Annotated in this window: 17 protein-coding genes; 7 read left to right on the top strand and 10 right to left on the bottom strand. The window is 67.3% G+C overall.

The features are described from left to right. From V6M57_RS02415 to V6M57_RS02395, 5 genes are all read right to left on the bottom strand, one after another. Complete coding sequence (locus V6M57_RS02415) at positions 1–9,993, bottom strand: beta strand repeat-containing protein (RefSeq protein ID WP_332813381.1); 9,993 nt, start codon at positions 9,991–9,993, stop codon at positions 1–3. A 24-nt stretch (positions 9,994–10,017) separates the two neighbouring features. Then, positions 10,018–10,698 (bottom strand): hypothetical protein, encoded by a 681-nt coding sequence (locus V6M57_RS02410; protein ID WP_332813380.1) that lies wholly within the window; start codon positions 10,696–10,698, stop codon positions 10,018–10,020. A 4-nt stretch (positions 10,699–10,702) separates the two neighbouring features. Continuing rightward, positions 10,703–10,966 carry a hypothetical protein gene (locus V6M57_RS02405; RefSeq protein WP_332813379.1) on the bottom strand — a complete coding sequence of 88 codons (264 nt, stop codon included), beginning with the start codon at positions 10,964–10,966 and terminating at the stop codon, positions 10,703–10,705. A gap of 128 nt (positions 10,967–11,094) precedes the next feature. Then, the gene (locus V6M57_RS02400) at positions 11,095–13,230 is read right to left on the bottom strand and encodes a peptidase domain-containing ABC transporter (protein ID WP_332813378.1); all 2,136 of its coding nucleotides are present in this window, start codon (positions 13,228–13,230) and stop codon (positions 11,095–11,097) included. A 135-nt stretch (positions 13,231–13,365) separates the two neighbouring features. Continuing rightward, positions 13,366–14,268: a LysR family transcriptional regulator gene (locus V6M57_RS02395; protein ID WP_332813377.1), complete on the bottom strand. Its 903-nt coding sequence runs from the start codon at positions 14,266–14,268 to the stop codon at positions 13,366–13,368. 87 nt (positions 14,269–14,355) lie between these two features. Between V6M57_RS02395 and V6M57_RS02390 the strand changes: the two genes are divergently transcribed. The 3 genes from V6M57_RS02390 to V6M57_RS02380 are packed head-to-tail and all read left to right on the top strand — an operon-like array spanning position 14,356 to position 18,534. Continuing rightward, positions 14,356–16,491: an indolepyruvate ferredoxin oxidoreductase subunit alpha gene (locus V6M57_RS02390; RefSeq protein ID WP_332813376.1), complete on the top strand. Its 2,136-nt coding sequence runs from the start codon at positions 14,356–14,358 to the stop codon at positions 16,489–16,491. A gap of 4 nt (positions 16,492–16,495) precedes the next feature. Beyond that, positions 16,496–18,094, top strand: coding sequence for an indolepyruvate oxidoreductase subunit beta family protein (locus V6M57_RS02385; RefSeq protein ID WP_332813375.1), 1,599 nt, complete (start codon positions 16,496–16,498; stop codon positions 18,092–18,094). Between the two features lie 26 nt (positions 18,095–18,120). Continuing rightward, positions 18,121–18,534, top strand: a complete 414-nt coding sequence (locus V6M57_RS02380) for an acyl-CoA thioesterase (RefSeq protein WP_332813374.1) — start codon at positions 18,121–18,123, stop codon at positions 18,532–18,534. A 3-nt stretch (positions 18,535–18,537) separates the two neighbouring features. Here the strand turns inward: V6M57_RS02380 and V6M57_RS02375 are convergent, their stop codons facing one another. Beyond that, entirely contained in the window at positions 18,538–19,860 is a 1,323-nt protein-coding gene (locus V6M57_RS02375; protein WP_332813373.1) for a sialidase family protein, read from the bottom strand. 156 nt (positions 19,861–20,016) lie between these two features. Between V6M57_RS02375 and V6M57_RS02370 the strand changes: the two genes are divergently transcribed. After that, positions 20,017–20,292 (top strand): YkvA family protein, encoded by a 276-nt coding sequence (locus tag V6M57_RS02370; RefSeq protein ID WP_332813372.1) that lies wholly within the window; start codon positions 20,017–20,019, stop codon positions 20,290–20,292. A gap of 12 nt (positions 20,293–20,304) precedes the next feature. Here V6M57_RS02370 and V6M57_RS02365 read toward each other — a convergent pair whose 3' ends face one another. Genes V6M57_RS02365 through xdhC form a run of 3 tightly spaced genes read right to left on the bottom strand, consistent with a single transcriptional unit; the run spans position 20,305 to position 23,672 of the window. Beyond that, positions 20,305–21,633, bottom strand: a complete 1,329-nt coding sequence (locus V6M57_RS02365; RefSeq protein ID WP_332813371.1) for a glycerate kinase type-2 family protein — start codon at positions 21,631–21,633, stop codon at positions 20,305–20,307. A 19-nt stretch (positions 21,634–21,652) separates the two neighbouring features. Next, positions 21,653–22,858 (bottom strand): urate hydroxylase PuuD, encoded by a 1,206-nt coding sequence (locus tag V6M57_RS02360; protein WP_332813370.1) that lies wholly within the window; start codon positions 22,856–22,858, stop codon positions 21,653–21,655. A 10-nt stretch (positions 22,859–22,868) separates the two neighbouring features. Beyond that, positions 22,869–23,672 carry a xanthine dehydrogenase accessory protein XdhC gene (gene xdhC / locus V6M57_RS02355; RefSeq protein ID WP_332813369.1) on the bottom strand — a complete coding sequence of 268 codons (804 nt, stop codon included), beginning with the start codon at positions 23,670–23,672 and terminating at the stop codon, positions 22,869–22,871. A gap of 152 nt (positions 23,673–23,824) precedes the next feature. Here xdhC and V6M57_RS02350 point away from each other — a divergent pair, with 152 nt between their 5' ends. Next, positions 23,825–24,337, top strand: a complete 513-nt coding sequence (locus V6M57_RS02350) for a hypothetical protein (protein ID WP_332813368.1) — start codon at positions 23,825–23,827, stop codon at positions 24,335–24,337. An 8-nt stretch (positions 24,338–24,345) separates the two neighbouring features. On the opposite strand, the gene uraH is transcribed toward V6M57_RS02350, so the two are convergent. Continuing rightward, positions 24,346–24,699 carry a hydroxyisourate hydrolase gene (gene uraH / locus V6M57_RS02345; RefSeq protein ID WP_332813367.1) on the bottom strand — a complete coding sequence of 118 codons (354 nt, stop codon included), beginning with the start codon at positions 24,697–24,699 and terminating at the stop codon, positions 24,346–24,348. Positions 24,700–24,761: 62 nt separating this feature from the next. Between uraH and V6M57_RS02340 the strand changes: the two genes are divergently transcribed. Continuing rightward, positions 24,762–25,430, top strand: coding sequence for a GntR family transcriptional regulator (locus V6M57_RS02340; protein WP_332813366.1), 669 nt, complete (start codon positions 24,762–24,764; stop codon positions 25,428–25,430). A gap of 21 nt (positions 25,431–25,451) precedes the next feature. Continuing rightward, a complete protein-coding gene (gene puuE / locus V6M57_RS02335; RefSeq protein ID WP_332813365.1) occupies positions 25,452–26,429 on the top strand; it encodes an allantoinase PuuE in 978 nt (325 codons plus the stop codon). Position 26,430: the final 1 nt, after the last annotated feature.

Raw genomic sequence — 26,430 nt, 5'->3', positions numbered from 1 at the left:
TCACACGAGCCTGACCGAGCCCTGATCGAGTTCGGCCCGCGGCTTGAGCACCTGCCAGTCGGCGCTACCGGCGGCCAGGCTGGCTTGGGCAGCGGCGATGCCGATGCCCGCCAAGCTGCCCGCGGTGGCGTACTGGAAGCTCAGGTCCCCACCCAGCGCGGCGGTGTCGCTGCCTTGCAGGTGGGCGTCGAGCAGGCCGTTCATCACGGACCAACCGGCCGACTGGCTCGCATCCGCGGCCCGGGCTGCATCGAATCTCTGCACCAGTCTGGCGAAATCGAACACCTCGACCCGCTGGTTGCCGATCTCGTCCGCGGAACCGGGTGTGTAGTCGGTGTCGGAGGTGGCCACCTGAAGCTTCTCGACCGACCGGTATTTGTTGCCGGCGTACCAGTCCTTCAGGGTCATGCTGTCGCCCTGGCCCAGGCCCAGCAAGAGGTCGCTGCCGCTCCTGGACATGACCATGTCGGCATAGGCGATGGCGCCCAGGCTGAGGATGTCCTTTCCACAGCCGTAGAGGGTGTCGGCCCCGTCGCCGCGATGGAAGGCAATCAGGTTCCGGCCGCCACCCGCTTCGATCATGTCGTTGCCGGCACCGCCGGCTACCCAGTCATCGCCTACCCCCATGACCAGGCGGTCGCTACCCGCACCACCCGTGGCCAGGTCGGCATCGACGCCCCCATCGATAACATCGTCGCCTGCCCCGCCCTGCAGGATGTCCGACTGATTTCCGCCCGACAGGTTGTTGTTGCCCTTCAGGTCGATCAGCACGTCATTGCCGTTTTCGCCCCAGAGCTTGTCGTCGCCGGCTTCTCCGTAGAGCTCGTCGGCGTCGTTGCCACCGCGCAGCTCGTCTTGCCCGCCGCCGCCGAACAGGATGTCGTCACCGTGCCCACCCAGCAGGCTGTCGTGCCCAGAGCCGCCATAGATCGCGTCATTCCCGAAGCCGCCCTCAATGAAGTCGTCGTTGCGCCCGGCAATGAGGAGGTCGGAACTCCGGCCACCCGCCAGCGAGGTGGACTGGATGAGCAGGTCGCTCCACACGTACGTGGTGCCGTCGTCCATCCGGAAGGTTTCGATGGGCGAAGCAAGGCGGTTCTGCGCGTCGATGCCCATCTCGAAGTCCACGCCCTGATCGGACATTTCGTTGCCTTCGGCGTTCAGCACCCGGATTTGCGCAACTTTCCGGCCATCGACCGTGGCAATGCGCAAGGCCACGTTGTCCAGGGACAGGCCCGGGCCAAAGCGAAGCGTCTCGACACCGCTGGTCTCCACGATGGTGTCGAGCCCCCCTCCCAGCGCGTACTCGTAGATGTCGTCCCCAGCGCCGCCCGCCAAGCGGTTGTTGCCCAGGTTGCCAGCGAGGAGGTTGGCCAGTTCGTTTCCCGTGCCGTCGATGCTGTCGGCACCGGCCAGGCGCAGGTCGTCCACGCCAGCGGAAAGTGCATGAGTGACGCTGGCGACCACGGTGTCATGGCCCTCTCCTGCATGCTCCTCGATCGTGTCGCCGGCGTTGTCGACGAAGTAGGTGTCGTCGCCCGTAGCGCCGGCCATGTGATCCGCTCCGAGAGCGCCGTCGAGCCGGTTGGCTTGCGCGTTCCCCCGCAGCTCATTGTCCAGCTCGTTGCCGACGCCCGTGACCGCGTTGCCGGCCAGGAGGAGGCGCTCGACGTTGGCCGTCAGCGCGTAGTCGATGCCGGCCTCGACCCTGTCGTCGCCCTGCGCAACGGCTTCGATGACATCGTCGCCCGCGCTGTCCACGACATAGGTGTCGTCGCCTGCCCCGCCGCGCATTGCGTCGGCGCCCCCTGCGCCATCCAGGCGGTTGCCGAGCCCATTGCCGAACAGAACGTTGTCCTGGGCGTTGCCGCCGCCGCGGGCCGCGCTGCCGATCAGGCGCAGGTTCTCCACGTGCTCGGGCAGCACGTAGTCGATGCCGGAGAACACGGTGTCCGTGCCGAGGCCGAACCACTCGATCACGGCGTCGCCGGCGTCATCGACGACATAGCTGTCGTCGCCCGCTCCGGCTGACATCTGGTCCGCCCCGGCGCGTCCGTCCAGGACGTTCGCACCGGCATTGCCAAGCAGGACGTTGTCCAGGCCGTTGCCCGTCGCATCGATGCCGGCCGAGCCCGCGAGCGCGAGGTTTTCCACGTTCTCGGCCAGCGCATGGCTGACGGACGACAGGACCTGGTCCGTGCCCTCTCCCACGCCTTCCGCCGTGATGTCGGCCGCGCTGTCCACGAGGTAGGTGTCGTTGCCTTGCCCGCCTGCCATCCAGTCGGCGCCGGCACCGCCATCCAGCAGGTTGTTGCCGCTGTTGCCGGCGAGGCGGTTGTCCAGTCCGTTGCCCGTGGCGTTGGTGTTGCCCGTTCCGGTCAACGTCAGGTTCTCGACATCGGCGCTCAAGCCGTAGCCCACGCCCGCCAGCACCGTATCCGTGCCGTCGCCGGCAAGCTCCAGCACCTGGTCAGCCGCGTGATCCACCACATACAGGTCGTCGGCCGCGCCGCCGGCCATGCGGTCGGCGCCGCCTGCCCCATCCAGCGTGTTGCTGCCGGAATTGCCGATCAACTCGTTGTCCAGGTCATTGCCGGTCGCATCGATGTCGCTGGTGCCGGTCAACGTGAGGTTCTCCACGTTGGCGGCCAGGCCGTGGCTCACGCCAGCCAGAACGGAATCCGTGCCTTGGCCTTCGAGCTCCACGATGCTGTCGCCGATGTCGTCCACGACATACGTATCGTGGCCCTGTGCGCCAGCCATCGCGTCGGCGCCTCTGGCGCCATCGAGAAGGTTGTTCGCCTGGTTCCCGGCAAGCCGGTTGTCCAGCTCGTTGCCGATTCCCGCGATGTCATCAGTGCCCGTGAGCACCAGGTTCTCAACCTGGCCGGAAAGCGTGTAGCTCACGCTCGCGTAGAGGGTGTCCGTGCCTTCGGCAGCGCCCTCCTGCACCGTGTCCGATACGTTGTCCACGATGTACACGTCGTCGCCTGCCCCGCCTGCCATCCGGTCGGCGCCGCCGGCGCCGTCGAGCCGATTGGCACCGGAGTTGCCCGTGAGGAGGTTGTCGGTCTCGTTGCCGGTGCCGCCCAGGTGCGCGCTTCCCGTGAGCGTGAGGGTCTCCACATGCGCGCTGAGCGTGTACGAGACACTGCTTCGCACTTCGTCGTTGCCCTCGTCCGCCCTCTCGACCACGGTGTCCAGCGCATCGTCCACCAGGTACAGGTCGTCGCCTCGTGCGCCGGCCATCGTGTCCGCACCTGCGCGGCCGTCCAGTATGTTGTGGCCGGCATTGCCCGCAAGCCTGTTGTCCAGCAGGTTGCCCGTGCCCGCCAGGTCGGCGTCACCCATGAGCGCGAGGTTCTCCACGTTCGCAGAAAGCTCGCGCGAAACCGCCGAGAACACGGTGTCGATGCCGGCCCCTTCCTGCTCGACGACCTGGTCATCCAGGCTGTCGACGACATAGCTGTCGTCCCCGGCGCCGCCAGCCATCGTATCGGCGCCGGAGCCGCCGTCCAGCTCGTTGCTGCCGCTATTGCCCACCAGCTGGTTGTCCAGGTCGTTGCCCGTGGCATCCGTGTCTGCAGCACCCGTCAAGTGCAGGTTCTCGACGTTGGCGCTCAGGCCGTAGCCGACACTGGATTCGACCGTGTCGGTCCCCTCGCCAGCAGCCTCCACGACCTGGTCACCCCGATCGTCTACGACATACATGTCGTCGCCGCGCCCACCGCGCATCGTGTCGGCGCCCGCTTGGCCATCGAGCACGTTGGAAGCAACGTTGCCGACCAGCACGTTGTCCAGCGCATTGCCCGTGCCGTCGATCGCGTTCACGCCAACCAGCGTCAGGTTCTCGACGTTGGCGGCCAGCTGCGTGCTGATGCGGCCGCGCACGGAATCGGTGCCGGCGCCAGCCGCCTCGACAACCAGGTCGCCCGCGTTGTCCACGTGGTAGGTGTCGTCACCCGCGCCACCGGCCAGGATGTCGACGCCGAGCCCGCCGTCCAGCGAGTCGTTGCCGGCCAGGCCTGTGAGGGCGTTGTCGCCGTCGTTGCCGACGAGTACGTTGTCGAGTTCGTTGCCCGTGCCAGCCAGTGAATCCGTGCCCGTGAGCCGGAGGTTCTCCACGTGGCCACCCAGCGTGTAGGCGATGGAAGCGTGCACCGTGTCGATGCCTTCACCCGCAGCTTCGAGGACGGTGTCACCCACCGCGTCCACTTCGTACGTATCGTCGCCCTGGCCGCCTTCCATGGTGTCGTCACCGGCCGCGCCGGACAGCAGATCGTTGCCGACGTCGCCGTACAGCAGGTCGTTGCCGTCCATGCCCCAGAGTTCGTCGTCGCCCTCCTCACCGAACAGGGCATCCCAGCCGGCCTCGCCGAACAGCCTGTCGTTGCCAAGGTTGCCGCTGAGGATGTCGTTGCCGCTGCCGCCGGAAATGAAGTCGTTGCCTTCCCCGCCAAAGGCGACGTCGTTACCGTCCTCGAGCATCAGGAGGTCGTCGCCCCAGCCGTCCAGCCCGTCGCCGAAGACCAGGTCATTGCCCACGCCCGAGAAGATCGCATCGCTGCCGGCACCGCCGTAGATGACGTCGTTGCCGCTACCGGTGTAGATCTGGTCATCTCCAGCTCCGCCATCCACCAAGTCGTCGCCGCCGTCGTCCACCACAACGTCGTCGCCACCGGCCATGACGAAGGCGTCGCTGCCTCGGGTGCCGAAGACCAGATCCTTGTCGGAGGTGCCGGTGAACTCCTGCCCTTTGGTGAACGCCGGGACCGTGGTGGTGGACGTGGCCGTCGTCCCGTCGGGATTGGCGGTCGTCACCTGCGTTTCGTTGCTGTAGCGCAGAGTCACGTCGGCCACGGCCAGCTGGGTGCCGTCGGCCTTGGTCGCTGTCCCGATGCCGTGAACGGTCTGCCCATCGATCACGCGGAACTGGCCGTCGGTGGCCAGGTCGATGCCCGTAACGCCCAGGTCGGCCAGGCTGCGGAACTCGCCCGGATCGGTAACTCCGTTGGAGTCGGCATCCCGCCAGATGCCGAACTCATTCCACCTGGCGTCATTGGCGTCGAAGCGGCCATCCCCATTCGTGTCGAAAGCCTCGCGCAGCGCCGACATGTCGGTTTGCTGGTCCGGCGCGTAGGGCACGAAGCTGATCTCGTCCAGCCGCTCGATCTTGCCGTTGCCGTCGCGGTCGGATGCCAGCAGCCCGTCACCGGGCGACGGCCAGGCGATGCGTCGCTTCCAGCCATCACCGTTGACGTCGAAGAAGACGTTGGAGTCGTCGACGTCGGTGAAGTGGAAGCCGTCGCCGTCCAGGTCGATGGCGATGGGACTGCCGCCCGAGTCGCTGACCTCGGGGATCGGCTGAGGGCCGTAGTGCGTGGCTGCAACCTCAATGTCACGGAACGTCTGCCCGCTCGGGTCGGAGTCGTCGAAGACGCGAACCCAGAAATAGTCGAGAAAGTTGGATCCGGGTTCGTCCGGGCCGTAGTCGTTGGAACACACGTTCCCCGGATGGGTGACCATCCATCCGAATAGCGGTGTGTGGGGTGGATCGAAACTCGTCCAGTCAGTCAGTCCGTCACCGGTCTTGTCCGGCATCGTCAGGCCACCCGGCCGGCGGCCCACGTAGTTCCAGTTGCCTGCTGGGTCGACAGAGGCCTTGCCGTAGAGAGGCTGGCTCAGCACCTTGAAGGAGAACGAGCCTCCATCCGGATCGCCTGCGAGCACCCGCCCGGTATTGGGCTTGTCCGTGGCAATGACAGTCGTGTGGGGAATATCCTGCGCCGGCGTGTAGCCAATGATCACCGATTCCTGCGTGTCGCCGTTCCACACCGTTCCGTAGATCGGCTGCGGCGGGATGGATTCGACGTAAGGCTGGTAAAACGGCCGGCCGCGCTCAGTACCCGACGCGTAAGTGCCCACTGATTGATCCGTTTCAGGAGTCAACTGGGCCGACCATGCGGTGGGCTGGTACCCATAGATGGGCCGTTCGGGTGAGTACTCGTACCGGACCACGGGCGCATCGTTGACCGATGTGATGTCCAGCACCACGCGGGCTTCCCGGGGCGCGATCAGCGCCTCCTGTCCGGGAAGCGCGACCGTGTAGAAGAACTCGGCAGCACCCTGGTAGTTCGCTTCGAGGAGAAGGCTGACGTCGCCGTCGGGTCGCAAGCCGACCGCCGTGTGGTCGCCGGCCCGCACGCTCGTGATGGCCAGGCCGGCGCTCACCCCCGTCAATCCGGCCCAGGTGTCGTTCTCCAGCAGGTGCGCCGCGGAGATGATGATTTCACGTGGCCCGCCGTCGACAACAGGGTCGTAGGCCACCGGCAAGCCGTCTTCATACAACTCGGCACCGGGCGTGCCGATGGCTTCCCCACCCGCCGCGATCTGCAGTCCGTCGTAGACCGCAGCTTCGCTCTGAACTTGCGTGATCAAGACCTGCGGTTCGCCATTGGTCATCTCGATCTGGATGCCCGCACCCACGGGCGAGTAACGCACGCCTTCCTGCTCGGCCTCCAGCACCTGGGTGGCAATCTGGCGGAAGTTTCCGGCGCCGAGTTCGAACCGGCTGTTGGCGTAATCGATGGCCGTGATGCCGGCCCCAGACAGGCTCCGGAGCTCCATGACGCCACCGGACTCATCCTGCACCAGGCGCTGTACGGCGCCGATCGTGATCGCGTTCGTGTTGTCGCCGTCTTGGTTCAGGTCCTGCCACACCTTCAGGTGCTCGAACACCGGATCGCTGCCATCGATCCGACCGTCCCCGTTGGCGTCGTACGCCGACAACAGGCGCAGCCCCTTGCCGGCGTCGGCCACCAGCGGGTTGGACAACAGTTCCTTGGCGCCATCGGTGCTCTGGTTGAAATTGTGGTCGAGCACCAGAAAACCGTCTGCGGCACTGATCCACCCGGTCTTCTTCTGGAAACCCTGCCCATCCCAGTCAAAGGTAATGTCGTGGCCGGCCGCCTGGTTCTGGGCGACGGTGCGGCTGTCGATCCGGCCGTCGCCACTCATGTCCAGGCCGACGACCATGAACTGGCCTTGGCGCCTGGTTCGCGCCTGTGGATCGTTCGGATGCGTGGCGGCGTAGTGGGCATCCAGCGGCGCCGCCAACCCGATCTTGGCGGCCCGCTCTTCTTCGCTCAGGCCGGCGTTCGGATCGCCGGCCTCGTCCTGCATCTTGGCGGTCCGGACTTCCCATGTCGGTGCGATTGCGCCCCTCTGCAAGGCGCTATTGAGCATGTAGGCGACAAGCGGCGGCACGGCCCCTTGCCCCGGCAGCGCCAGCATCGCCCGCTCGTCGGCCGTCAGCATGGATGGATCGGCGCCAAGAACCCGTCCCTTGTCGTCAAACCGCAGGCTCGGCGCACGCTGGGTGCCAGTGAGCGGGTCGATGTCCACCACGGCGTAGCCCTTGTCAGCAAACTCCGCGGCGCGGAATGTTAGAGACGGCATGCGTTGCGGAATGATGCCCAGGTGCTGGGTGCTATCAGCTTTGGCTGCGTTGTTCGCACTGGTGATTTGCATGAGCGTATCGACGGTGCTCTGCAACTGCGCGCGGGCACGCTCCGGCCCGAAGTTCTCGCCGCTGGCGTGAACCTGCGGGTTGTAGTTGGTGAAGCCCTCGCCATAGGTGACCTTGGCGACGCCCCAGGCGTCGGGGGGGCCGTCGTCGAAGAATGTCCTCAGAATGCTGGCGCCCATTAGGACCCAGCCGACCGGGTTCGAAGTAAGGAAAGCGGATCCTTCCCAAATGACGCCAACACTCATCGCGGCGCCGATTGGATCTTTTGCTTTGATTGATCCGATGAGACCCAGCAGAGGCAATACACCGACAGTGCCGCCTGCCGCCGATAGACCTCCAGGGCTGCCGTTCAGAAATGTTCCGATCGATGCATTTCCAATGAATTCTTGATTGACAAAACTCAGCGTTGACAAGGAGGCGTTGACCTTCGCAAAGTCGTTCCCGCTGTTGAACGCGTTGTACAAATTGTAGAAGCTAGCAATACCTCCAGCAACTGTGCTCGCCACACCTAATGACGCGGTAGTCGGGTTTAGTGTTGCGAGCAGGCGCACGCCGCCTGCAATGATCGGGATTGGCTCACCTGACTTGATAGCGGAAATAAGAGCATTGACATCACTGAACACCGTAGCGGCTCGAATGGCATCCAAGCCTATGGAAGAGATTTTGTTCGTACCAGTCGAATGCCCTTCCGAGTCATAAGCAGTCCGGTACACACCGTCTCGACGAACGGCAGTCTCCATGCGGCTGACCCCGTTCTCGTCAAAAAAGAACTCGACTGTCGCTCGAGATATTACGAGTCCCGAGGAGTCGTAACGTTCTACGATGCGGCTTCCCGACGGGCCGTCCGCCGAGATCTCAGCGTAAACTATCGAGCGCGAAGCATCACGCTGGATGAGCGTCGTTCTTCCGTCGCCACGATCAAGCATCGTCGTCGACGAGCCATCCGCCGCCACCTCAAACGTCGCAGTTGTCGTCCTTAGAATAGTGCTGTCCGGATGTCGCTCGATCATTCCCAAGACTTGATCGTCGGGGCCGACAAGCCGTATCCCTCCGTCTGCATCCGCTCGCAGCCACGATCCCGCGGGAAAGGGCGGTAGGAGCAACTCCCAAGTGGTTAGCTGACCCAACATATCCCCATTCAGCGCACCGAAATCCCTTATAGCAATGCTCGGCTTCGCTGCCACCCCTGCTACACCGGCGACAACAGTTATCGGAGGAACCTCAATCTGAACTCCCGTTTCCGTGCTGTAGCTCAGCCCACCATCCTGGATGCGAGTTGCAACATACACACCGCTCTCAGCACCTGTAATCTTCGCAAGCACATCGGATGTACCAAGCGAAATAGCAGACAACTCCTCCCCTGATAATCCGACTGCGCTCGCATCAGGAGCGTAAAGCAAAACGCCATTTCGCTGCACAATGAGTTCATCTCTCGGGCGAAATCCACTCGGATTAAAAGCATCAGAAACAAACACTCGCCGATGTGTGACGACTTCCTCACCATTACGCCAAGTCACCGTGTAGTCGCTCGGCGCATCCACCAGAACGGATTCTTGAACGCGTCCGCCAGTCACCTCTGTATAGGCACCAGCAATCACCGGGTCGGATAACCGGACAGATCCTTGAAATCCAGCCTGAGCCAGCTCTCTGGGAACTAGCCCGGTAATGGAAAGTGGTACATCGGGTGCGAGATAGCCGGTCCTAATCAGATACTCAATATCATTCTTCGCGTAGAAAGCTATGTATGTACCCGCAGATGTTGAAGGAACCGAGCGAGCAGTAAACTGAACGGCCGCTGCGAGCGCGGCTGGATCGGAGGTGTCGATAGTTTTTGCCACGTCCCCCGAAATACCAAATGATGAAAGCGCACTAAATTCTCTGGATCCAATCGTTCTCTCAATCTCATCTTTGGTAAATCCAGCTACGACGAGCCGGTTCCAGTTGTCGATGTAGGCCCTTGCTTCATCGCTTAGTCCGACCCGGAGTCTCTCGTTAACGTACGCGTTCATGTCGGCAGCGGTTCGGGCGCTCGAATGAAACAAATCGAACGCCCGCTGGTTCGCGAGCCTAACCGTCCCCGCTCTATTCGCGTGTGAAACTTCATGACCGAGCACACGAATTTGCTCCGCGAGCAACTGCCGCTCCGTCCGATTACTAGCGACCGTATTCCCGCCCAAAACATTGAAGTAATCTTCAGTAACACTGATTACGTTAGACTTCGGATCGAAAAAGATCCCCATCGTGTCAACGCCCTGACTATAGTCAGAAGTGCTCGTGAAAACCCCGCCTGCGGCTTGGAATCGATCGAATTCAATACGCATTTCCTCACTCGAATTAATTGCATCCAAGAGAAGCTTGAAGCGCGAATTAAAAGTCACCGAATCCAAAGGATTGATCCCGCGCCGTATCAACAAGTTGATTCCATCAAATACCGGCGCCCTCGCGGTAAAGTTCGGTGTAGTCATCTCTCCCTCCTGGTATTCCTGCCCTTACTGCGTGAAGAAAAAGTGAGCTAGGACGAGGCAGTCGCCGACACCTTCGCTCGCGAACCCTGATCGCACAGGTGCGAGAGTGACCTCGCGGAAATGCCCCCCAATCTTCTTCGCAAATGTCTGCTCCGCACCATCACTATGCCCCCCCCTGATTCGGGGCCGAACCCGCCAGTCGCTTGTCAGGAAAGCGCGGGCAATCGCGTTGGCATCGATGCAAATATTCACCGAAGGCTGGCGAAGCTGCCGAATTTCAAGTTGAGTCTGAGCGTTTTCAAAGGACAGAAGTAGGGTCCGCAATTCTTTGTCTCCGGACGACCTTGATCTTTTACTGCCAAGTGGAGGGCGCCCCTGCGCCCAGCCATCAATGAAACGAACTCCGAAATCCCTCTCCACATCTTTCAACTGCGGATGGCTGCTCTCTGCCAAGCGAAGAAGCCTTCGCATGAGTTCTTCACGTGAATCATTCTTTGCGGGATATTCCTCAGGCAGCGCTATCCGCGGCACCGGACCCCCGATCACTGTGCGCTCTGGCTGTACTGAGCACCCAATCGAGAAGAGTGCGAGAACAAGCACGCAACTCAAGCCGCCGAGCTTGTGTTCACCTACCGAATTTCTGAATTGGAAAACGTTTTTTAGCGCCCCTCCCAATTTCAATTGATCTCGGTAAATTATTCTCATGAAGTTAACTCCGGCTTTTTGAAATTCGATCCTGCCCCGTGGCGCTTCCGCCGTTAATTTCAAACGCAATATTCACCATCTTGCGATGCACCGTCCACTGCTCAAAAGCCATCAGCAACCGCGCCCATACGCCCATCCGCTTCTCCGGTCCGACGAGGCGCACGAGCTTGCGGTCAACAGATCGGCAACTCGCATCACGAACAGGCGTCAATCGTTTGCTGTCGCCCTCGGCAACGAAGCTGATGAAGCGACCGGAACCCTTCTCCAAAGCCGAGGGCGACCCGGCGACACCTCTTCTGTAGTCGAAGCACCGGAGCTGATGAGGCCGAGGCGGGAACGTCTTCTGTATCGGCGCAGCGGATGCTCATGGCTCAGTCGGACGGCATGCTCGTCTCGTCAAGCTGACGCATACACGGCTGGATTCGAGGCATCGATGCTCTCAGGAGCAATCGAGTGCAAACGCCTTCCCCCCGCCTTGTTGATGTAAATGGCTTGATCGACGCGCAGGTTCCGAGGCAGCGCGTGCGTGATGAACAGCATCGTCACCTTCCCCTTCAGGCTGTTGATGGTCCTGGCGAAGTGCTCCGCCGTTTCAGGATCCAGCGCGCTGGTGGCTTCATCGAAGATCAGCACTTTCGGCTGCTTGAGCAGCGCCCTGGCGATGGCGAGCCTCTGCTTCTGCCCACCAGACAGGCCGGCGCCGCGCTCGCCGATCGCCGTCTGGTAGCCTTGTGGCAGTGACTCGATCACGGCGTGGATCTCCGCCAGCTTGCAGGCCTGTACCATCTGCTCGAAGCTGGCGTGCGCATTGGCCATCAGCAGGTTGTCGTAGACGGTCCCTGAAAAGAGCACCGTCTCTTGCGGCACTACGCCGAAATTGGCGCGCAATTCGTTGGCGCTCAGTTGCCTCGCGTCGATTCCGTCGACGCGGATCTGCCCGGTACCCGGCCAGTAGAAGCCTTGCAGCAGCTTGGCCAATGTGCTCTTGCCGCTGCCGCTGGGCCCCATCAGCGCAACGACCTGCCCCGGCTCGATGGTGAGGGTAAGGTCCTGGAACAGCCAAGGGCGGTCGTCGGCGTACCGGAATGACAAGCCTTCGATTTCGATGCGGCCGTCGCCCTTGCGCTGACGGGAAGGAACCAGACTGTACGGCTCCGCCGGTGCATTCATCAGGTCGCCCAGGCGCTCGACGGCCAGCCTGGCCTGCTGGAATTGCTGCCACAGCCCTACCAGCCGCATCATGGGCTGGCTGAGCTTGCCGGCGAACATCTGGAACGCGACCAGCATGCCGATGGTGAACACGCCATTTCCGCCTGCGGGTGGGTGCATCACGATCCATGCGCCCATGACCAGGATCAGCAGCGTCATCAGCTGCTCCAGCGTGGATGCGATCACGTTGTAGGTGTTCGCAATCTGCCGGGTGCGAAAGCCCGAGTGCAGGAATGCGGCAAGGTACCCCGCATATCGGGCCCCCAGCTGCGGCTCGAACTGCAGACTCTTGACGGTCTCGAAGCCTGCGATGTACTCGGTCAGGAAGGCCTGGTTTCGCGCGCCCAGGAGGAACTGCTCGTTCAGGCGCCTCTGGAACACCGGCGCCACCAGCGCGGAAAGCGCGCCGATCACAGCCAGGATCGCCAGCGCGATCAAGGTCAGCGGCACCGAGTAGTACAGCATCACACCGACCGCGATCACCAGGAACGGTATGTCGAGGATCAGGGTCACGGCCGCGGAACTGACGAACTCGCGGATGGTTTCCACGCCCTGCAGCCGCGCCGCCACGACGCCGGTCGGGCGATGCTGGAAGTACCGGGTCGGCAGCTTGAAAAGATGCTCGAACACAGCGGCCGCAAGCACGGCATCGACCCGATTGCCGGTGTGCAGCACCAGGTACTGGCGCACCCAGGTCAGGATCGCCGTTGCAGCCATGAAGATCGCCATGCCGATCGCGATGGCGATGAGGGTGCTCTGGGTCTGGTGCACGACCACCTTGTCGATGATCACTTGGGTGAACAGCGGCAGACCCAACGCGAGCAGTTGCAGGACCAGGCTGGCCCCAAGCACGTCGCGCCAGACCTTGCGGTGCTTCAGCAACTCCGGGGCGAACCAGCCGAAGCCGAACCTGTTGGGCGCTTGCCGCCGGTCGGGGTCCTCGATGGCTTCGGGCTGCAGCTGCACAAGCAAGGCCTGGTTCGCGTAACGGCTCGCGAATTCGTGCAGCGCTTGCGTGGTTGGCTCATTGCTGCCGGCTGGAATCCAGTGGATAGCCGCGCCATCGCACTTGACCAGCAGGCCGAGCGTCGGCTCGCCCTGGGCCGCGAGCAGCAGCAGGAAGACTGTGCCGGACAGCTTCGCCAGTTGGTCTGGCGGCAGATCCACCAGGACCGCGCGGAAACCCAGGCTGCGTGCCGCGTTGACCAGCGTCCCGGCGGCGTACGGCGGGGCGTGCTGCTGCAGCAGCAACGGCGCGTCGAAGGGCCTGCCATGGAGCGCGCAGCAGGAGCCCATGGCCCAGACCAGCTCTCTCGCTTGCATGTGCCTCCCCTGTCCACGCCGGGTGCGTGTCCCATCCACTCGCGAGGACGAAACTCTACGGGGCAGTCACCGTCGCTTACAAGAGCCAATGGGCGGGGAACGCCTCACTTGGGGACACCGCCTCCCCAAGAAGAACTACGCGCCGGAGAACAGTTCACGAATCAGGTCGCGCAACCACCCATTCCCCGTATCCCCCTCGAACCTCCGGCTCCAGTACAGCGACACGGTGAAGTCGCGCCCGGTCACCGGCGGCTCCACGATCGCGAAGCCACCGGCCTTGGCGAAGCCGCGCGCCGTGTCCATCGGAATCAGCACCGCCAGGTCGGTGGCGCGCACGATGGAAGGTAGCGCCATGAAATGTTCGGCCGTCAGCCGCAGCCGGTCCTCCACCCGCAGCCGCTGCAGGATGCGCAGGGTGTCGGCATGGGTGCGCACGTTGACGAACTCCAGCTCGCGCAGGGCCTGCAGCAGCGCGGCGCCGGTGCGGCGCTTGCGGGTGAAGGGGTGGCCCTCGCGCAGCAGCACGACGTAGCGGTCGCGGAACAGCTCCATCCGCTGGGCGTCGCGCACCTGGGGCAGGATGCCGATGGCGAAGTCGATGCGGCCGCTGTCCAGCGCGTCGGCGATCTCGTCGGGCGGCAGCGGCTGGCTGGCCAGCCGCACGCCGGGGGCGCGCTCGCGCAGCGCCACCATCAGATGCGGCAGGAAGCGGCCCTCGCCGATGTCGCTCAGGTGCAGGCGGAAGGTGCGCTGCGAGGTGGCGGGGTCGAATTCCACCGACTCGCCCAGGGCGCCTTCCAGCATCGTGAGCGCGGCCGCCACCAGGGGCGCCAGCCGGTCGGACTTGGGTGTGGGCTTGACGCCCCCGGGCGCGCGCATGAAGAGCGGGTCGCGGATCAGTGTGCGCAGGCGGGTCAGGCCCTGGCTGGCTGCGGGCTGGGTCAGGCCCAGCCGCTCGGCCGCGCGGCTGACGCTGCGGGCGCGGTAGACGGCGTCGAACAGGCGCAGCAGATTCAGGTCGACGTCCTTGAGATGCATCCTGCTTATGTCGCTTAGTCGGCTCATTGTATTGATCGATGTCACTGCAGCGCCGACACTGGCGTTTCACCGCGGAGGCCCAAGCCCTTGGAAGTTTCGTTCAGCAAGGAAATCGAACTACTGCGCCTGGGGCGCGGCGAGGTGTTCCACGGCGAAGGCATCCTCGCCATCACCAAGGCGCTGCTGCAGTCCGGCGTGGCCTACATCGGCGGCTACCAGGGCGCGCCGGTGTCGCACCTGCTCGACGTGATGGTGCAGGCCCGGCCCTACCTGGACGAGCTGGGCGTGCACGTGGAGGCCTGCTCCAACGAGGCCTCGGCCGCGGCGATGCTGGGCGCGTCCATCCACTACCCGCTGCGCGGCGCGGTGACCTGGAAGTCCATCGTCGGCACCAACGTCGCGTCGGACGCGCTGTCCAACCTGTCCTCGCCCGGCGTGGCGGGCGGCGCGCTGATCGTGGTGGGCGAGGACTACGGCGAGGGTGCCTCCGTGATCCAGGAGCGCACCCACGCCTATGCGCTCAAGTCCACGATGTGCCTGCTGGATCCGCGCCCGCACCTGCCGCAGATGGTCAAGATGGTCGAGCACGGCTTTCGCCTGTCGGAAGCGTCGAACATGCCGGCCATCCTGGAGCTGCGCATCCGCGCCTGCCACGTGCGCGGCAGCTTCGTCGCCGCCGACAACCGGCCGCCGCCGGTGTCCACCCGGCAGCTGATGGAGAACCCGGCTGCCTTCGACTACATGCGGCTGGCGCATCCGCCGGTGACCTTCCGGCACGAGAAGCTCAAGTCGGAAGAGCGCATCCCGGCGGCGCGGCGCTACATCGTCGAGAACGGGCTGAACGAGATGATGCCCGGCAAGCGCCAGGACATCGGCATCGTCGTGCAGGGCGGCCTGTACAACGCGCTGGTGCGCTCGCTGCAGCAGCTGGGGCTGGCCGATGCCTTCGGCCACAGCGAGATCCCGCTGCTGGTGCTCAACGTCACCTATCCACTGGTGCCGGAGCAGGTCGCCGAGTTCTGTGCCGGCAAGCAGGCGGTGCTGGTGGTGGAGGAAGGCCAGCCCGAATACATCGAGCAGGAGATCGCCACCCACCTGCGCCGGCGCGACATCCAGACCCGGCTGCACGGCAAGGACCTGCTGCCCATGGGCGGTGAGCTCGGGGTGGAGGTGCTGGTGCAGGGCCTGCTGGCGTTCACCGGGGCGCCGCCCGCCGCCAGCGACTGGCTGGCGGCCAACCAGGGCCGCCGCAGCCAGGCCGCCGCGATGCTCGCCAAGCCCCTGCCCGCGCGGCCGCCGAGCTTCTGCATCGGTTGCCCCGAGCGGCCGGTCTTTTCCGCGCTCAAGCTGGCGCAGCAGCAGATGGGGCCGGTGCACGTGGCGGCCGACATCGGCTGCCACGCCTTCGGCACCTTCGAGCCCTTCTCCACGGGCCACTCGATCCTGGGCTATGGCATGTCGCTCGCGTCGCGCGCCGGTGTGTCGCCCATGATGCAGAAACGCACGCTGGCCATCATGGGCGACGGCGGTTTCTGGCACAACGGCCTGCTCACCGGCGTGCAGAGCGCCCTGTTCAACGGCGACGACGCGGTGCTGCTGATCTTCAAGAACGGCTACACCTCCGCCACCGGCACGCAGGAGATCATCTCCACGCCGCAGGAAGACGCGAAGTTCGCCAGCAGCGACAAGGCCCAGAGCCTGGTGCACACCAACCGCACCATCGAGTCCACGCTGCAGGGGCTGGGCGTGAAGTGGATGCGCACGGTTCACACCTACGAGGTCGAGGCGATGCGGCGCACCATCCTCGAGGCCTTCGGCACCGACTTCGACGGCCTGAAGGTGATCGTGGCCGAGGGCGAGTGCCAGCTGGAGCGCCAGCGCCGCATCAAGCCCTGGATCGCCGGCCTGCTGAAGAAGGGGAAGCGGGTGGTGCGGGTGAAGTACGGGGTGGACGAGGACGTGTGCAACGGCGACCACGCCTGCATCCGCCTGTCGGGTTGCCCGACGCTGACGCTCAAGGACAACCCCGATCCGCTCAAGGTCGACCCGGTCGCCACCGTGATCGACGGCTGCGTGGGCTGCGGCCTGTGCGGCGCCAACGCCCATGCCGCCACCCTGTGCCCCAGCTTCTACCGGGCCGAGGTGGTGCAGAACCCGAAGTGGCACGAGCGGCTGGTCCACTCCCTTCGCAGCGCGGTCGTGCGCGCCCTGCAACCGGCCTGATGCGATGAACGCTTCCCCGATCACCCTCCTCGTCTGCGCGCTCGGCGGCGAAGGCGGCGGCGTGCTGACCGAATGGCTGGTCGACACGGCGCGGCGCGCCGGCTATCCGGCCCAGGCCACCTCCATCCCCGGCGTCGCGCAGCGCACCGGGGCGACGACCTACTACATCGAGGTGTTCCCGCTGCCCCTCCCGCAGCTGGGCGGCCGCGAGCCGGTGTTCAGCCTCAGTCCGGTGCCGGGAGCGCTGGACGCGCTGGTGTCCTCGGAACTGCTGGAAACCGCGCGCCAGGTCGGCGCCGGCATGGCCTCGCCGGAACGCACGCGGGTCATCACCTCGACCTCGCGGCTGCTGACCGTGCAGGAGCGCATGCAACTGGGTGACGGTCGCGCCGATCCCGCCGACCTGCTCCAGCTGGTGAAGGCCTTCAGCCACAGTCACCAGGTGTTCGACATGAACGCGGTGGCCCGGGAATGCGGCACCGTCGTCAGCGCGGTGCTGCTGGGCGCCATCGCGGGCAGCGGGCTGTTCCCGTTCGAGCGGCGCTTCTACGAGGAAGCCGTGTGCGGCGGCGTGGCCCGGGACAAGGCCGGTGCGACCGCGCTGGCCAGCCTGCGCGGCTTCGACAAGGCGTTCGACCTCGTCGGCCAGGGCCGGCAGCAGGCGGACTTCCTCGCGCAAGTCATGGGGGCGGACGCATCGGACCCCCGCCGGGCAGCTCCCGCGACTCCCGCGGAGGCGGGGATCCAGGAGCTTCCCGAACCGGTGCGGGAAATGGCGGGGCTTGGCTTCGCGCGCCTGCTCGAGTACCAGGATCGCGGCTATGCCGGGCTCTACCTGGAGCGATTGCGCCAGGTGGTCGCCGCCGAGCGCGAAGCCGATCCGCCGGGCGCGCACGGTTTCGCCACCTCGCGCGAGATGGCGCGCTGGCTCGCACTCTGGATGGCCTTCGACGACATCGTGCGGGTGGCCGACCTCAAGAGCCGCGCCAGCCGCGCCCGGCGCGTGCAAGGCGAGGTCAAGGCCGCCGAAGGCGACGTGCTCAAGGTCTACGACCACTTCAAACCGGGCGTGCCGGAGTTCGCCGCCCTGCTGCCGCCGGCATGGGCACAGCGGCTGGTGGCCTGGGACCGCCGCCGCGCCGCCGCCGGCCGCGAACCCTGGGCGCTGCCGCTCAAGGTGGGCACGCACACGGTGCTGGGCATGCTGGCGCTGCGCACGCTGGCCGGCCTCAAGGGCCTGCGCCGGCGCGGCAGCCGCTTCGCGTTCGAGCAGGGGATGATCGGCCGCTGGCTGGACGGCGTGCTGCGGGGTGCGCGGCGCGATTGGACGCTGGGTCACGAGATGGCCCTGTGCGGACGCCTGATCAAGGGGTACGGCGCCACCAACGAGCGCGGCAAGCAGGCCCTGCTGCACGTTCTGGAGCACCTGGCGGTGCTGCCCGATGCACCGGCCGCCGCCCGCGCCGTCGCCGAGGCGCGCGAGGCGGCCCTGGCCGACGATGCCGGCAAGGCGCTGGATGCGGCCCTGGTGCGACACGGCGCGCCGCCGCGCGAGATCAAGCCGCAGCCGATCCGCTTCGTGCGCAAGCGGCCCGCGGGCTGAACGCCGCGCCGACCGACAATGGCGGCATGAGCAAGGAGATCGTCTACACGCAGCACGTCGAATTCGGCGACTGCGACCCGGCCCGCATCGTCTGGTTCCCCAACTTCTTCCGCTGGATCGATGCCGCCTCGCGCCACTTCTTCGTCGCCTGCGGCGTGCCGCCCTGGGCCGAGACCGAGCAGAGCCTGGGCGTGATCGGCACCCCGCTGGTGGACACGCACGCGCGCTTCATCAAGACCGCCACCTACGGCGACACGCTGCAGATCCACACCCGCATCGGCGAGTGGCGCCGCAAGAGCTTCGTGCAGTGCTACCGGGTGCTGCGCGGGGAAGAGCTTCTGATGGAGTGCGAGGAAGTGCGCATCTTCGCCGGCCGGCGCGAGGACGGCAGCATCCACGCGCTGCCGGCGCCGGAGAGCATTCGCCGCCTGTGCGGGTAGCCACTAGCGCAGCCGCCCGCGCACCAGCCACACCCGGCTGTGCGACCCCGGGCGCAAGGCGCTGTTGACCACGGCGATATCGCCCTTCGCATTCACCGCCAGCTTGGGGACCAGCAGCCCTTGCGAGCTGCCGTTGAAGCCGCCCTGCGGATCGGCGCTGTGCGGCACCAGCGCCATCGGCTGGAACTGCCCGCCGCCATCGGCCGACACGCAAAGGCCCAGCCCGCGCGGAGGCTGCCGCGGGTCGTGCTGCAGTTCGGCCAGCACGTACACCCTGCCGCGCGCATCCACGCCGAGCGACGGGTAGCCGGCGCTGACGGAAGGCGGCGGCAGCGTGGCGGTGAGCGTGCGCGGCGCCTCGAAGCTGCGGCCGCCGTCGCCCGAACGGGCATACAGGATGCGCTGGGTCTGGAACGGCGCGCCCTCGCTTTCCCCCCATACGAGGTGGACCACGCCCTGTCCATCCACCGCCAGCCGGGGTGCATCGGAGTAGGCGGGGCTGGGCCCGATCCGGATGGGCGCGGCGAAAGCCGCTCCGTCGCCGGCGCGCGCCACCTGGATGTCGGCGCCGGGGTCGTCACCGTGCGTCCAGGCCAGCAACAGCGCTCCGTCGTCCGCAAGCGCCAGTGCCGGCGCCCGGGCCGGCTGCTCGCCCGGCCCGCCCGCCACCCGCCGCGGCGACCCGAACGATCGCCCGCCATCGGTCGAGTGCGCCAGCCACAAGGAACCCCCGTACTCGGTCCAGGCCGCGTGCACGCGGCCCTGCGGTGCCGCCAGCAGGTCGTAGCTGCCGTTGTGCCAGATCTCCGGGGTGACGCGGCCCTTGCCGTCGCCGCCTCGCGAGGAGGACAGGTTGAGCGGCGCCGCGAAGCTGCGGCCACCGTCGCCGGACCGTGCCAGCATCATCTCGCCGCCGTGCGAGCCGCCGGAAAAGACGATCTCCTGCCAGAGTGCGCAGACCGATCCGGGGTCGTCCGGCGCGATCGCCAATCGCGGCAGCCAGGAGAAGGCGTCCGGCTCGCCCGCCAACTCCACCGGATCGGACGCAGTGCCGCCGCCGGCGCCGCGCCGCTGCACCCGCACCGCCTTGCGCGCCTGGTCCACCCATGCGACCAGCGCAGTGCCGTCCGGAGCCATCGCCACGGCCGGGTCGTCGACGAAGTCGTAGCGCGACTCGTTCTGCCGCCAGGGGCCGCGCACGCCCTTGCCGCGCGCCAGGTCGACCGCTGCGCCCCACTCCATCCGCGGCGGCCCGCCGGCCGACGGGCCTGCCCGGGCGATCGATCCGATCGACGGCAGGAGAAAGAGCGCGGCGCGCCTGTGCATTCGCGCTTGGATGCGTGCCGGCACGTGCCGTTCGGCCCAGCAGCAAGCCTGCGGGCCGGCGGCCGTGTAACCCCGCGTTCCAGCCCCTTGCGCCCGGCCCAACCGCCGCCACCTGTTGCGCCATGCGCCACATGGCGCGTGCAACCGGAGCCCCCGATGTTCAAACGCCTCACCTTGCTGTGGACCCTGGTGCGCGGCGATGCGCGCCAGCTCTGGTTCGCGCTGCGGCACCCGGCCGCGCCGGGCTGGCTCAAGCTCGGCACGGCGCTGGTCGCGCTCTACCTGCTGTCGCCGGTCGACCTGCTGCCCGACGCGATCCCGTTCATCGGCGTGGTCGACGACCTGGTGCTGGTGCCGCTGGCGATCCGCTGGATGCTCAAGCGGCTGCCGCCCGAGCTGGCGCGGGCCAGCGCGGCCCGGCGGGCACGCTAGGGCTGCTGGCGTTCAGAGCACCAGCAGCGCCCGGAAATCGTTGACGTTGGTGTGCGTCGGCCCGGTGACGACGAGGTCGCCGAGCGCACCAAAATAACCGTAGGCGTCGTTGCGCTGCAGGTGCGCGTCGACCTTCATGCCGGCTGCCGCTGCCCGCGCCAGCGTGTCGGGCCCCACGAACGCTCCGGCGTTGTCTTCCATGCCGTCGATGCCGTCGGTGTCGGCGGCCAGCGCCCACACGCCCGGCTGGCCCTGCAGCGCCTGCGCCAGGCCCAGGCAGAACTCGCCGGCCCGGCCACCCCGGCCGGGTGCCGAACCGGCCGGCGGCCGGCGCACCGTCACCGTCGTTTCGCCGCCCGAGAGGATCACGCACGGCCGGGCGAACGGCTGCCCATGGCGAGCCACCGCGCGCGCCAGCGCCGCGTGCACCTTGCCCACTTCGCGCGACTCGCCCTCGATCTCGTCGCTGAGGACGTGCGCCGCCAGCCCCGCCGCGCGGGCGGCGGCCGCGGCCGCTTCCAGCGACTGCTGCGGCGTGGCGATCAGGTGGACCGCGTGCCCGGCGAACACGGCATCGTCCGGCTTGGGCGTTTCCATCGCGCCCTGCTCCAGCAGGCTCATGATCGCGCCGGGCACGTCGATGGCGTAGCGCTGCAGGATCGCGACCGCGTCCGCACACGAGGTCGCGTCCGGCACGGTGGGGCCGCTGGCGATGGTGGAAGGATCGTCGCCCGGCACGTCGCTGATCGCCAGCGTGACCACGCGCGCCGGGGCGCAGGCGGCGGCCAGCCGCCCGCCCTTGATGCGCGAGAGGTGCTTGCGCACGCAGTTCATCTCGGCGATGTTGGCGCCGCTGGCCAGCAGGTCGCGGTTGATGCGCTGCTTGTCCGCCAGTTCCAGGCCCTCGGCCGGCAAGGTCAGCAGGGCCGAGCCGCCGCCGGAGATCAGGCACAGCACCAGGTCGTCGGGCGTGAGGCCATGTGCCAGCGAGAGGATGCGTCGGGCCGCGGCCAGCCCGGCGGCGTCGGGCACCGGATGCGCCGCCTCCACCACCTCGATGCGCCCGGCCAGCCCGGGCGGCCTGGGCGGTACGTGGCCATAGCGCGTGACCACCAGGCCGGACAAGGGCGCGCCGGCAGGCCACAGGGCTTCCACCGCCTGCGCCATCGCACCGCCAGCCTTGCCGGCGCCCAGCACCAGCGTGCGGCCCTTGGGGGGAGGCGGCAGGAACGGCGCCGTGTTGTGCAGCGGGAGCGCGCGGTGCACGGCTGCGCGGTACAGGTGTTCGAGGAACGCGCGCGGCTCGCGGCGCGGATCGGGGGGTGTGGCGGAGTGCTGCACAGCGCGCGATTGTGCCGCCTCAATCGATCCGGGCGCCCTGCTCGAACCAGCGGCCCAGCAGGGCGCGCTCGGTGTCGGTCATGCCGGTCGAGTTGTTCAGCGGCATCAGCCGCGCAACCACCGCCTGCTGGTAGACCGCGGCGGCATGCTGATTCAGCGCTGCGGGGCTGTCCAGCCGCACGCTCTTCATCTGCACCTGCTCGCCGTGGCAGAGGTAGCAGCGCTGCGCCAGCACCGCCTGCACCTGCGCGTAGCCGACCTTGTCCGGCAGCGCAGGCACAGCCGCTGCGCCGCCGGCTGCAGGCGCCATCCACGCCGCCGTCGCGACGATGACGGCAACGCCCGCCAGCGCATAGGGCAGCGGGTGGCGGTTGCGCCCGAGCTTCCAGCCGTGCCGCAGCACGAAGAACTGCCGGATGGCGGCGCCGGCGGCCATCAGCAGCACCAGCACCACCCAGTTGCGCGGGTGGCTCCACAGGAAGCTGTAGTGGTTGGACAGCATGGCCAGCAGCACCGGCAGCGTGAAGTAGGTGTTGTGCACGCTGCGCTGCTTGCCGCGAATGCCGTGGATCGGGTCCACCGGCTGGCCGGCGCGGATCGAGGCCACCATCTTGCGCTGGCCGGGAATGATCCAGAACAGCACGTTGGCGCTCATGGCGGTGGCGATCATGGCGCCCACCAGCAGGAAGGCGGCGCGGCCGGGGAACCACTGGCAGGCCAGCCACGAGGCCAGCGCCACCAGCACGGCCACCAACGCGCCGACGAGGCGGTCACCGTTGGCGCGGCCGCCGAAGACGCGGCAGATCAGGTCGTAGGCGATCCAGAACACGGCCAGGAAGGCCAGGGCCACGGCACCGGCGGCCGCCGGCGACCAGTCCACCAGCGACCGGTCGACCAGGTAGCTGCCGGCGTTCCACAGGTAGGACACCGAGAACAGCGCAAAGCCGGACAGCCAGGTGGTGTAGGCCTCCCAGTAGAACCAGTGCAGGTGCCCGGGCAGCTTCGGCGGCGAGACCGCGAACTTGACCGGGTGGTAGAAGCCGCCGCCGTGCACGGCCCACATCTCGCCCGCGACTCCCTGGCGCTTGAGGTCCTCGTCCTCGGGCGGGGTGAGGCTGGAGTCGAGGAAGACGAAATAGAAGGAGGAGCCGATCCACGCGATGGCGGTGATCACGTGCAGCCAGCGCAGCAGCAGGTTGGACCAGTCGAGGAGGTAGCTTTCCATGTTCGGGTGTTCAGGCCGGCGCGCTCGCCGCTTGCAGGAGTTGGGCCACCGCCGCCACCGCGATCACCGCCGGCTGCTTGCCGGCGATGCCTGCGATGCCGATCGGGCAGTGCACGGCGTCCAGCTCCGCCGCGCCGAAGCCGCGGTGCTCCAGCCGGTGGCGGAAGGTCGCCCATTTGGTCTTGCTGCCGATCAGCCCGATGAAGGGCAGGTCGGCGCGCTGGCGGTGGCGCTGCAGGCAGGCCGCCAGGATGTCCAGGTCCTCGGCGTGGCTGAAGCTCATGATCAGCACCAGGCTGCCGGGCGCGAGCAGCGGCACCGCACGCTGCACGGGATCGGAGTGCTCGCACTGCACGTTGGCAGGCAGCTGCGCCGGGAAGATGCCGTCGCGGCTGTCGATCCAGCTCAGTTGCAGCGGCAGGCCTTCGAACAGGCGCGCGATGGCGCTGCCCACGTGGCCGCCGCCGAACAGCGCCACCGGCGCGAGGGGGCGCTCCAGCCGCCGCCGCAGCGCGGGCACGTCGGCGGCGCCCACCGGTTCGAAGTCCAGGTGCACCACGCCGCCGCAGCACTGGCCCAGACTGGGACCCAGCGCATAGCGGTGCCGCAGCGGCGCCGGCCGGCTGCCGCCCAGGACTTCGCGCGCCAGCGCGATGGCATCGAATTCGAGGCGGCCTCCGCCGATGGTGCCGGCCACGCCCTGCGGCAGCACCAGCATCCAGGCGCCGGGCTCGCGCGGCCCCGAGCCCTCGACGGCGGCCACGGTGACCAGCACCCCCCGCCCCTGCGCAGCGAGTCCGGCGAAAGCGTCCATCACAGGAAGGCCCCGCTTGTCTGTGTCCACCGGCAACAGGCGATCTCAGCAGTAAACGGGGGCATCAGGAATTTCCTGCTGGCGGTTGCTCTGCGCGGCCGGGATGATCGCGCCCGGCAGCACCGCGCTTGCCGAGCCCGAGGAGAGATGAGATGAAGAAGAAGTTGTCGCTGCGCGGCGCCGGCTGGCTGGTGGCCGGCGGCACCGCCGCCTTGCTGGCCGCCTGCACGTCCACGCCGCAGCCGCCCGAGCCGCCACCCGTGGTGGTGGTCCCGCCGCCGGCCGAGCCGCCGCCGGTCGTCGAGGAAGCGTCCAAGACCGCCGTCTCTTCCGCCAGCACGCCGCGCGCCTACCGCCGCGATGCCGCCGGCCATCTGTACGCATTGCACCGCGACCGCATCTGGAAGGGCCGCATGCCGCCCCTGCTGTACGCGATCGGCGTGCTCCAGGTCGAGGTGGACCGGGAAGGCCACGTCCGCAACGTCGACTGGATGCGCGCACCCCGCCATGCTCCCGAGGTGATCGCCGAGATCGAGCGCATGGTGCGTGCCGCGGCGCCCTATCCGGTGCCGGCCCGCATGGGCAAGGTGGTCTACACCGACACCTGGTTGTGGCACATGAGCGGCCAGTTCCAGCTGGACACGCTCACCGAGGGGCAGGACTGAGCGGCCTCTCATGAGCCCCGGTAGGTCGAGTAGCTCCAGGGGCTGACCAGCAGGGGCACGTGGTAGTGCTCCTGGCTCCTCGCGATGCCGAAGTCGAGCGCCACCTGGTCGAGGAAGGGCGGGTCCGGCAGCGTGACGCCGCGCGAGCGGAAGTAGCCGGCCACGTCGAACACCAGCCGGTAGGTGCCGGCCTTCAGTTCGTCGTTGCGGTACAGCGGCCCGTCCGGGTTGCGCCCGTCCGCGTTCAGCGTGAAGCGGCGCACCAGGGTGGCCTGGCCGCCCCGCGTGGTGTAGAGGGCCGCCGCCATGCCGGCAGCCGGCGTTCCATGCATCGTGTCCAGCACGTGGGTGCTCAGGCCCATGTTCAGCTCCTGATGGTGGACAGAAGTGTATACACTTTCACGGTCGCCGCTATCATCCCGCCGTGCAGACTTCCACCACCAGCCTCATCGCGCGCGAGCTGACCCGGGCCATCGCCGGGCACCGGCTGCAGCCCGGCACCAAGCTGGCCGAGCAGAAGCTGGCCGACCACTTCGGGGTCTCGCGCACCCTGGTGCGGCAGGCGCTGCACCAGCTGGCGCAACGGCGCCTGGTGCGCCTGGAGCCGGCGCGCGGCGCCTTCGTGGCGGCGCCCACCGTCGAGGAAGCGCGCCAGGTCTTCGCCGTGCGCCGCATGCTGGAACTGGAGATGACCCGCGCGTTCGCGCGCGAGGCCACGCCCGCGCAGATCCGCGCGCTGCGCGAGCACATCGCCAGCGAGAAGGCGGCGCTGGACGGCGACGACACGGCCGCCGGCATCGGCCTGCTGGGCGACTTCCACGTGCGCATCGCCGAGCTGATCGGCAACGAGGTGCTGGCCCAGATGCTGCGCGACCTGATCTCGCGCAGTTCGCTGATCACCCTCATGTACCAGCGTGCCGGCGCCGCGCAGCACTCGCAGCAGGAGCACGTGCAGATCGTGCGCGCGCTGGCCGCCCGCGACCCCGCGAGGGCCGTGGCCCTGATGCAGCAGCACCTGGACAACGTCGAGGCCAGCCTGGCCTTCGACCGCCCGCCCCCCACCCACGACATCGCCCAGGCGCTGGCCGCCTGAACGGACTGCAAGGAACACCCCGTGAGCGCCACCTACGACTGCACCGCCGACTATCCGCGCGACCTGGCCGGCTACGGCCGCAACCCGCCGCACGCCCGCTGGCCCGGCAAGGCCCGCATCGCCCTGCAGTTCGTGCTGAACTACGAGGAAGGCGGCGAGAACGCGGTGCTGCACGGCGATGCCGGCTCCGAGCAGTTCCTCTCCGAGATGTTCAATCCGGCCGCCTACCCGGCCCGGCACCTGAGCATGGAGGGCATCTACGAGTACGGTTCGCGCGCCGGCGTGTGGCGCATCCTGCGCGAGTTCGAGCGGCGCAGGCTGCCGCTGACCGTGTTCGGCGTCGGCATGGCCCTGCAACGCCATCCGGAGGCGGCGGCCGCCTTCGCCGAGCTCGGCCACGAGATCGCCAGCCACGGCTGGCGCTGGATCCACTACCAGGACGTGGACCGCGATGTCGAACGCGAGCACATGCAGCTGGCGATCCGTGCCATCGAGCAGCTCACTGGCGTGCGCCACGGCACGCCGGGCGCGATCCACGGCGCCGGCTGGTACACCGGCCGCGACAGCCCGAACACCCGCCAGCTGGTGGTGGACGAGGGCGGCTTCGAATACGACAGCGACTACTACGGCGACGACCTGCCGTTCTGGATGAAGGTGTGCCGCTCCGACGGGCAGGTGGTGCCCCACTTGGTGGTGCCCTACACGCTGGACACGAACGACATGCGCTTCTCGCTGCCGCAGGGCTTCTCGCAGGCCGGGGACTTCTTCACCTACCTGCGCGACAGCTTCGACGCGCTCTATGCCGAAGGCGACCCCGATGGCCTGGACCGCCCCAAGATGATGAGCGTCGGCATGCACTGCCGCCTGCTCGGCAGGCCAGGGCGGATCGTCGCGCTGCAGAAGTTCCTGGACCACGTCGAGAAGCACGAGCACGTGTGGGTGTGCCGGCGCATCGATCTCGCCCGCCACTGGAAGCGGACCCATCCCTTTGCCGGTTGAA

It is taken from the genome of Ramlibacter sp. (genome assembly GCF_036676645.1).
GTDB lineage: Bacteria > Pseudomonadota > Gammaproteobacteria > Burkholderiales > Burkholderiaceae_C > Ramlibacter.
This window is presented reverse-complemented; position numbering and strand designations above follow the sequence as displayed.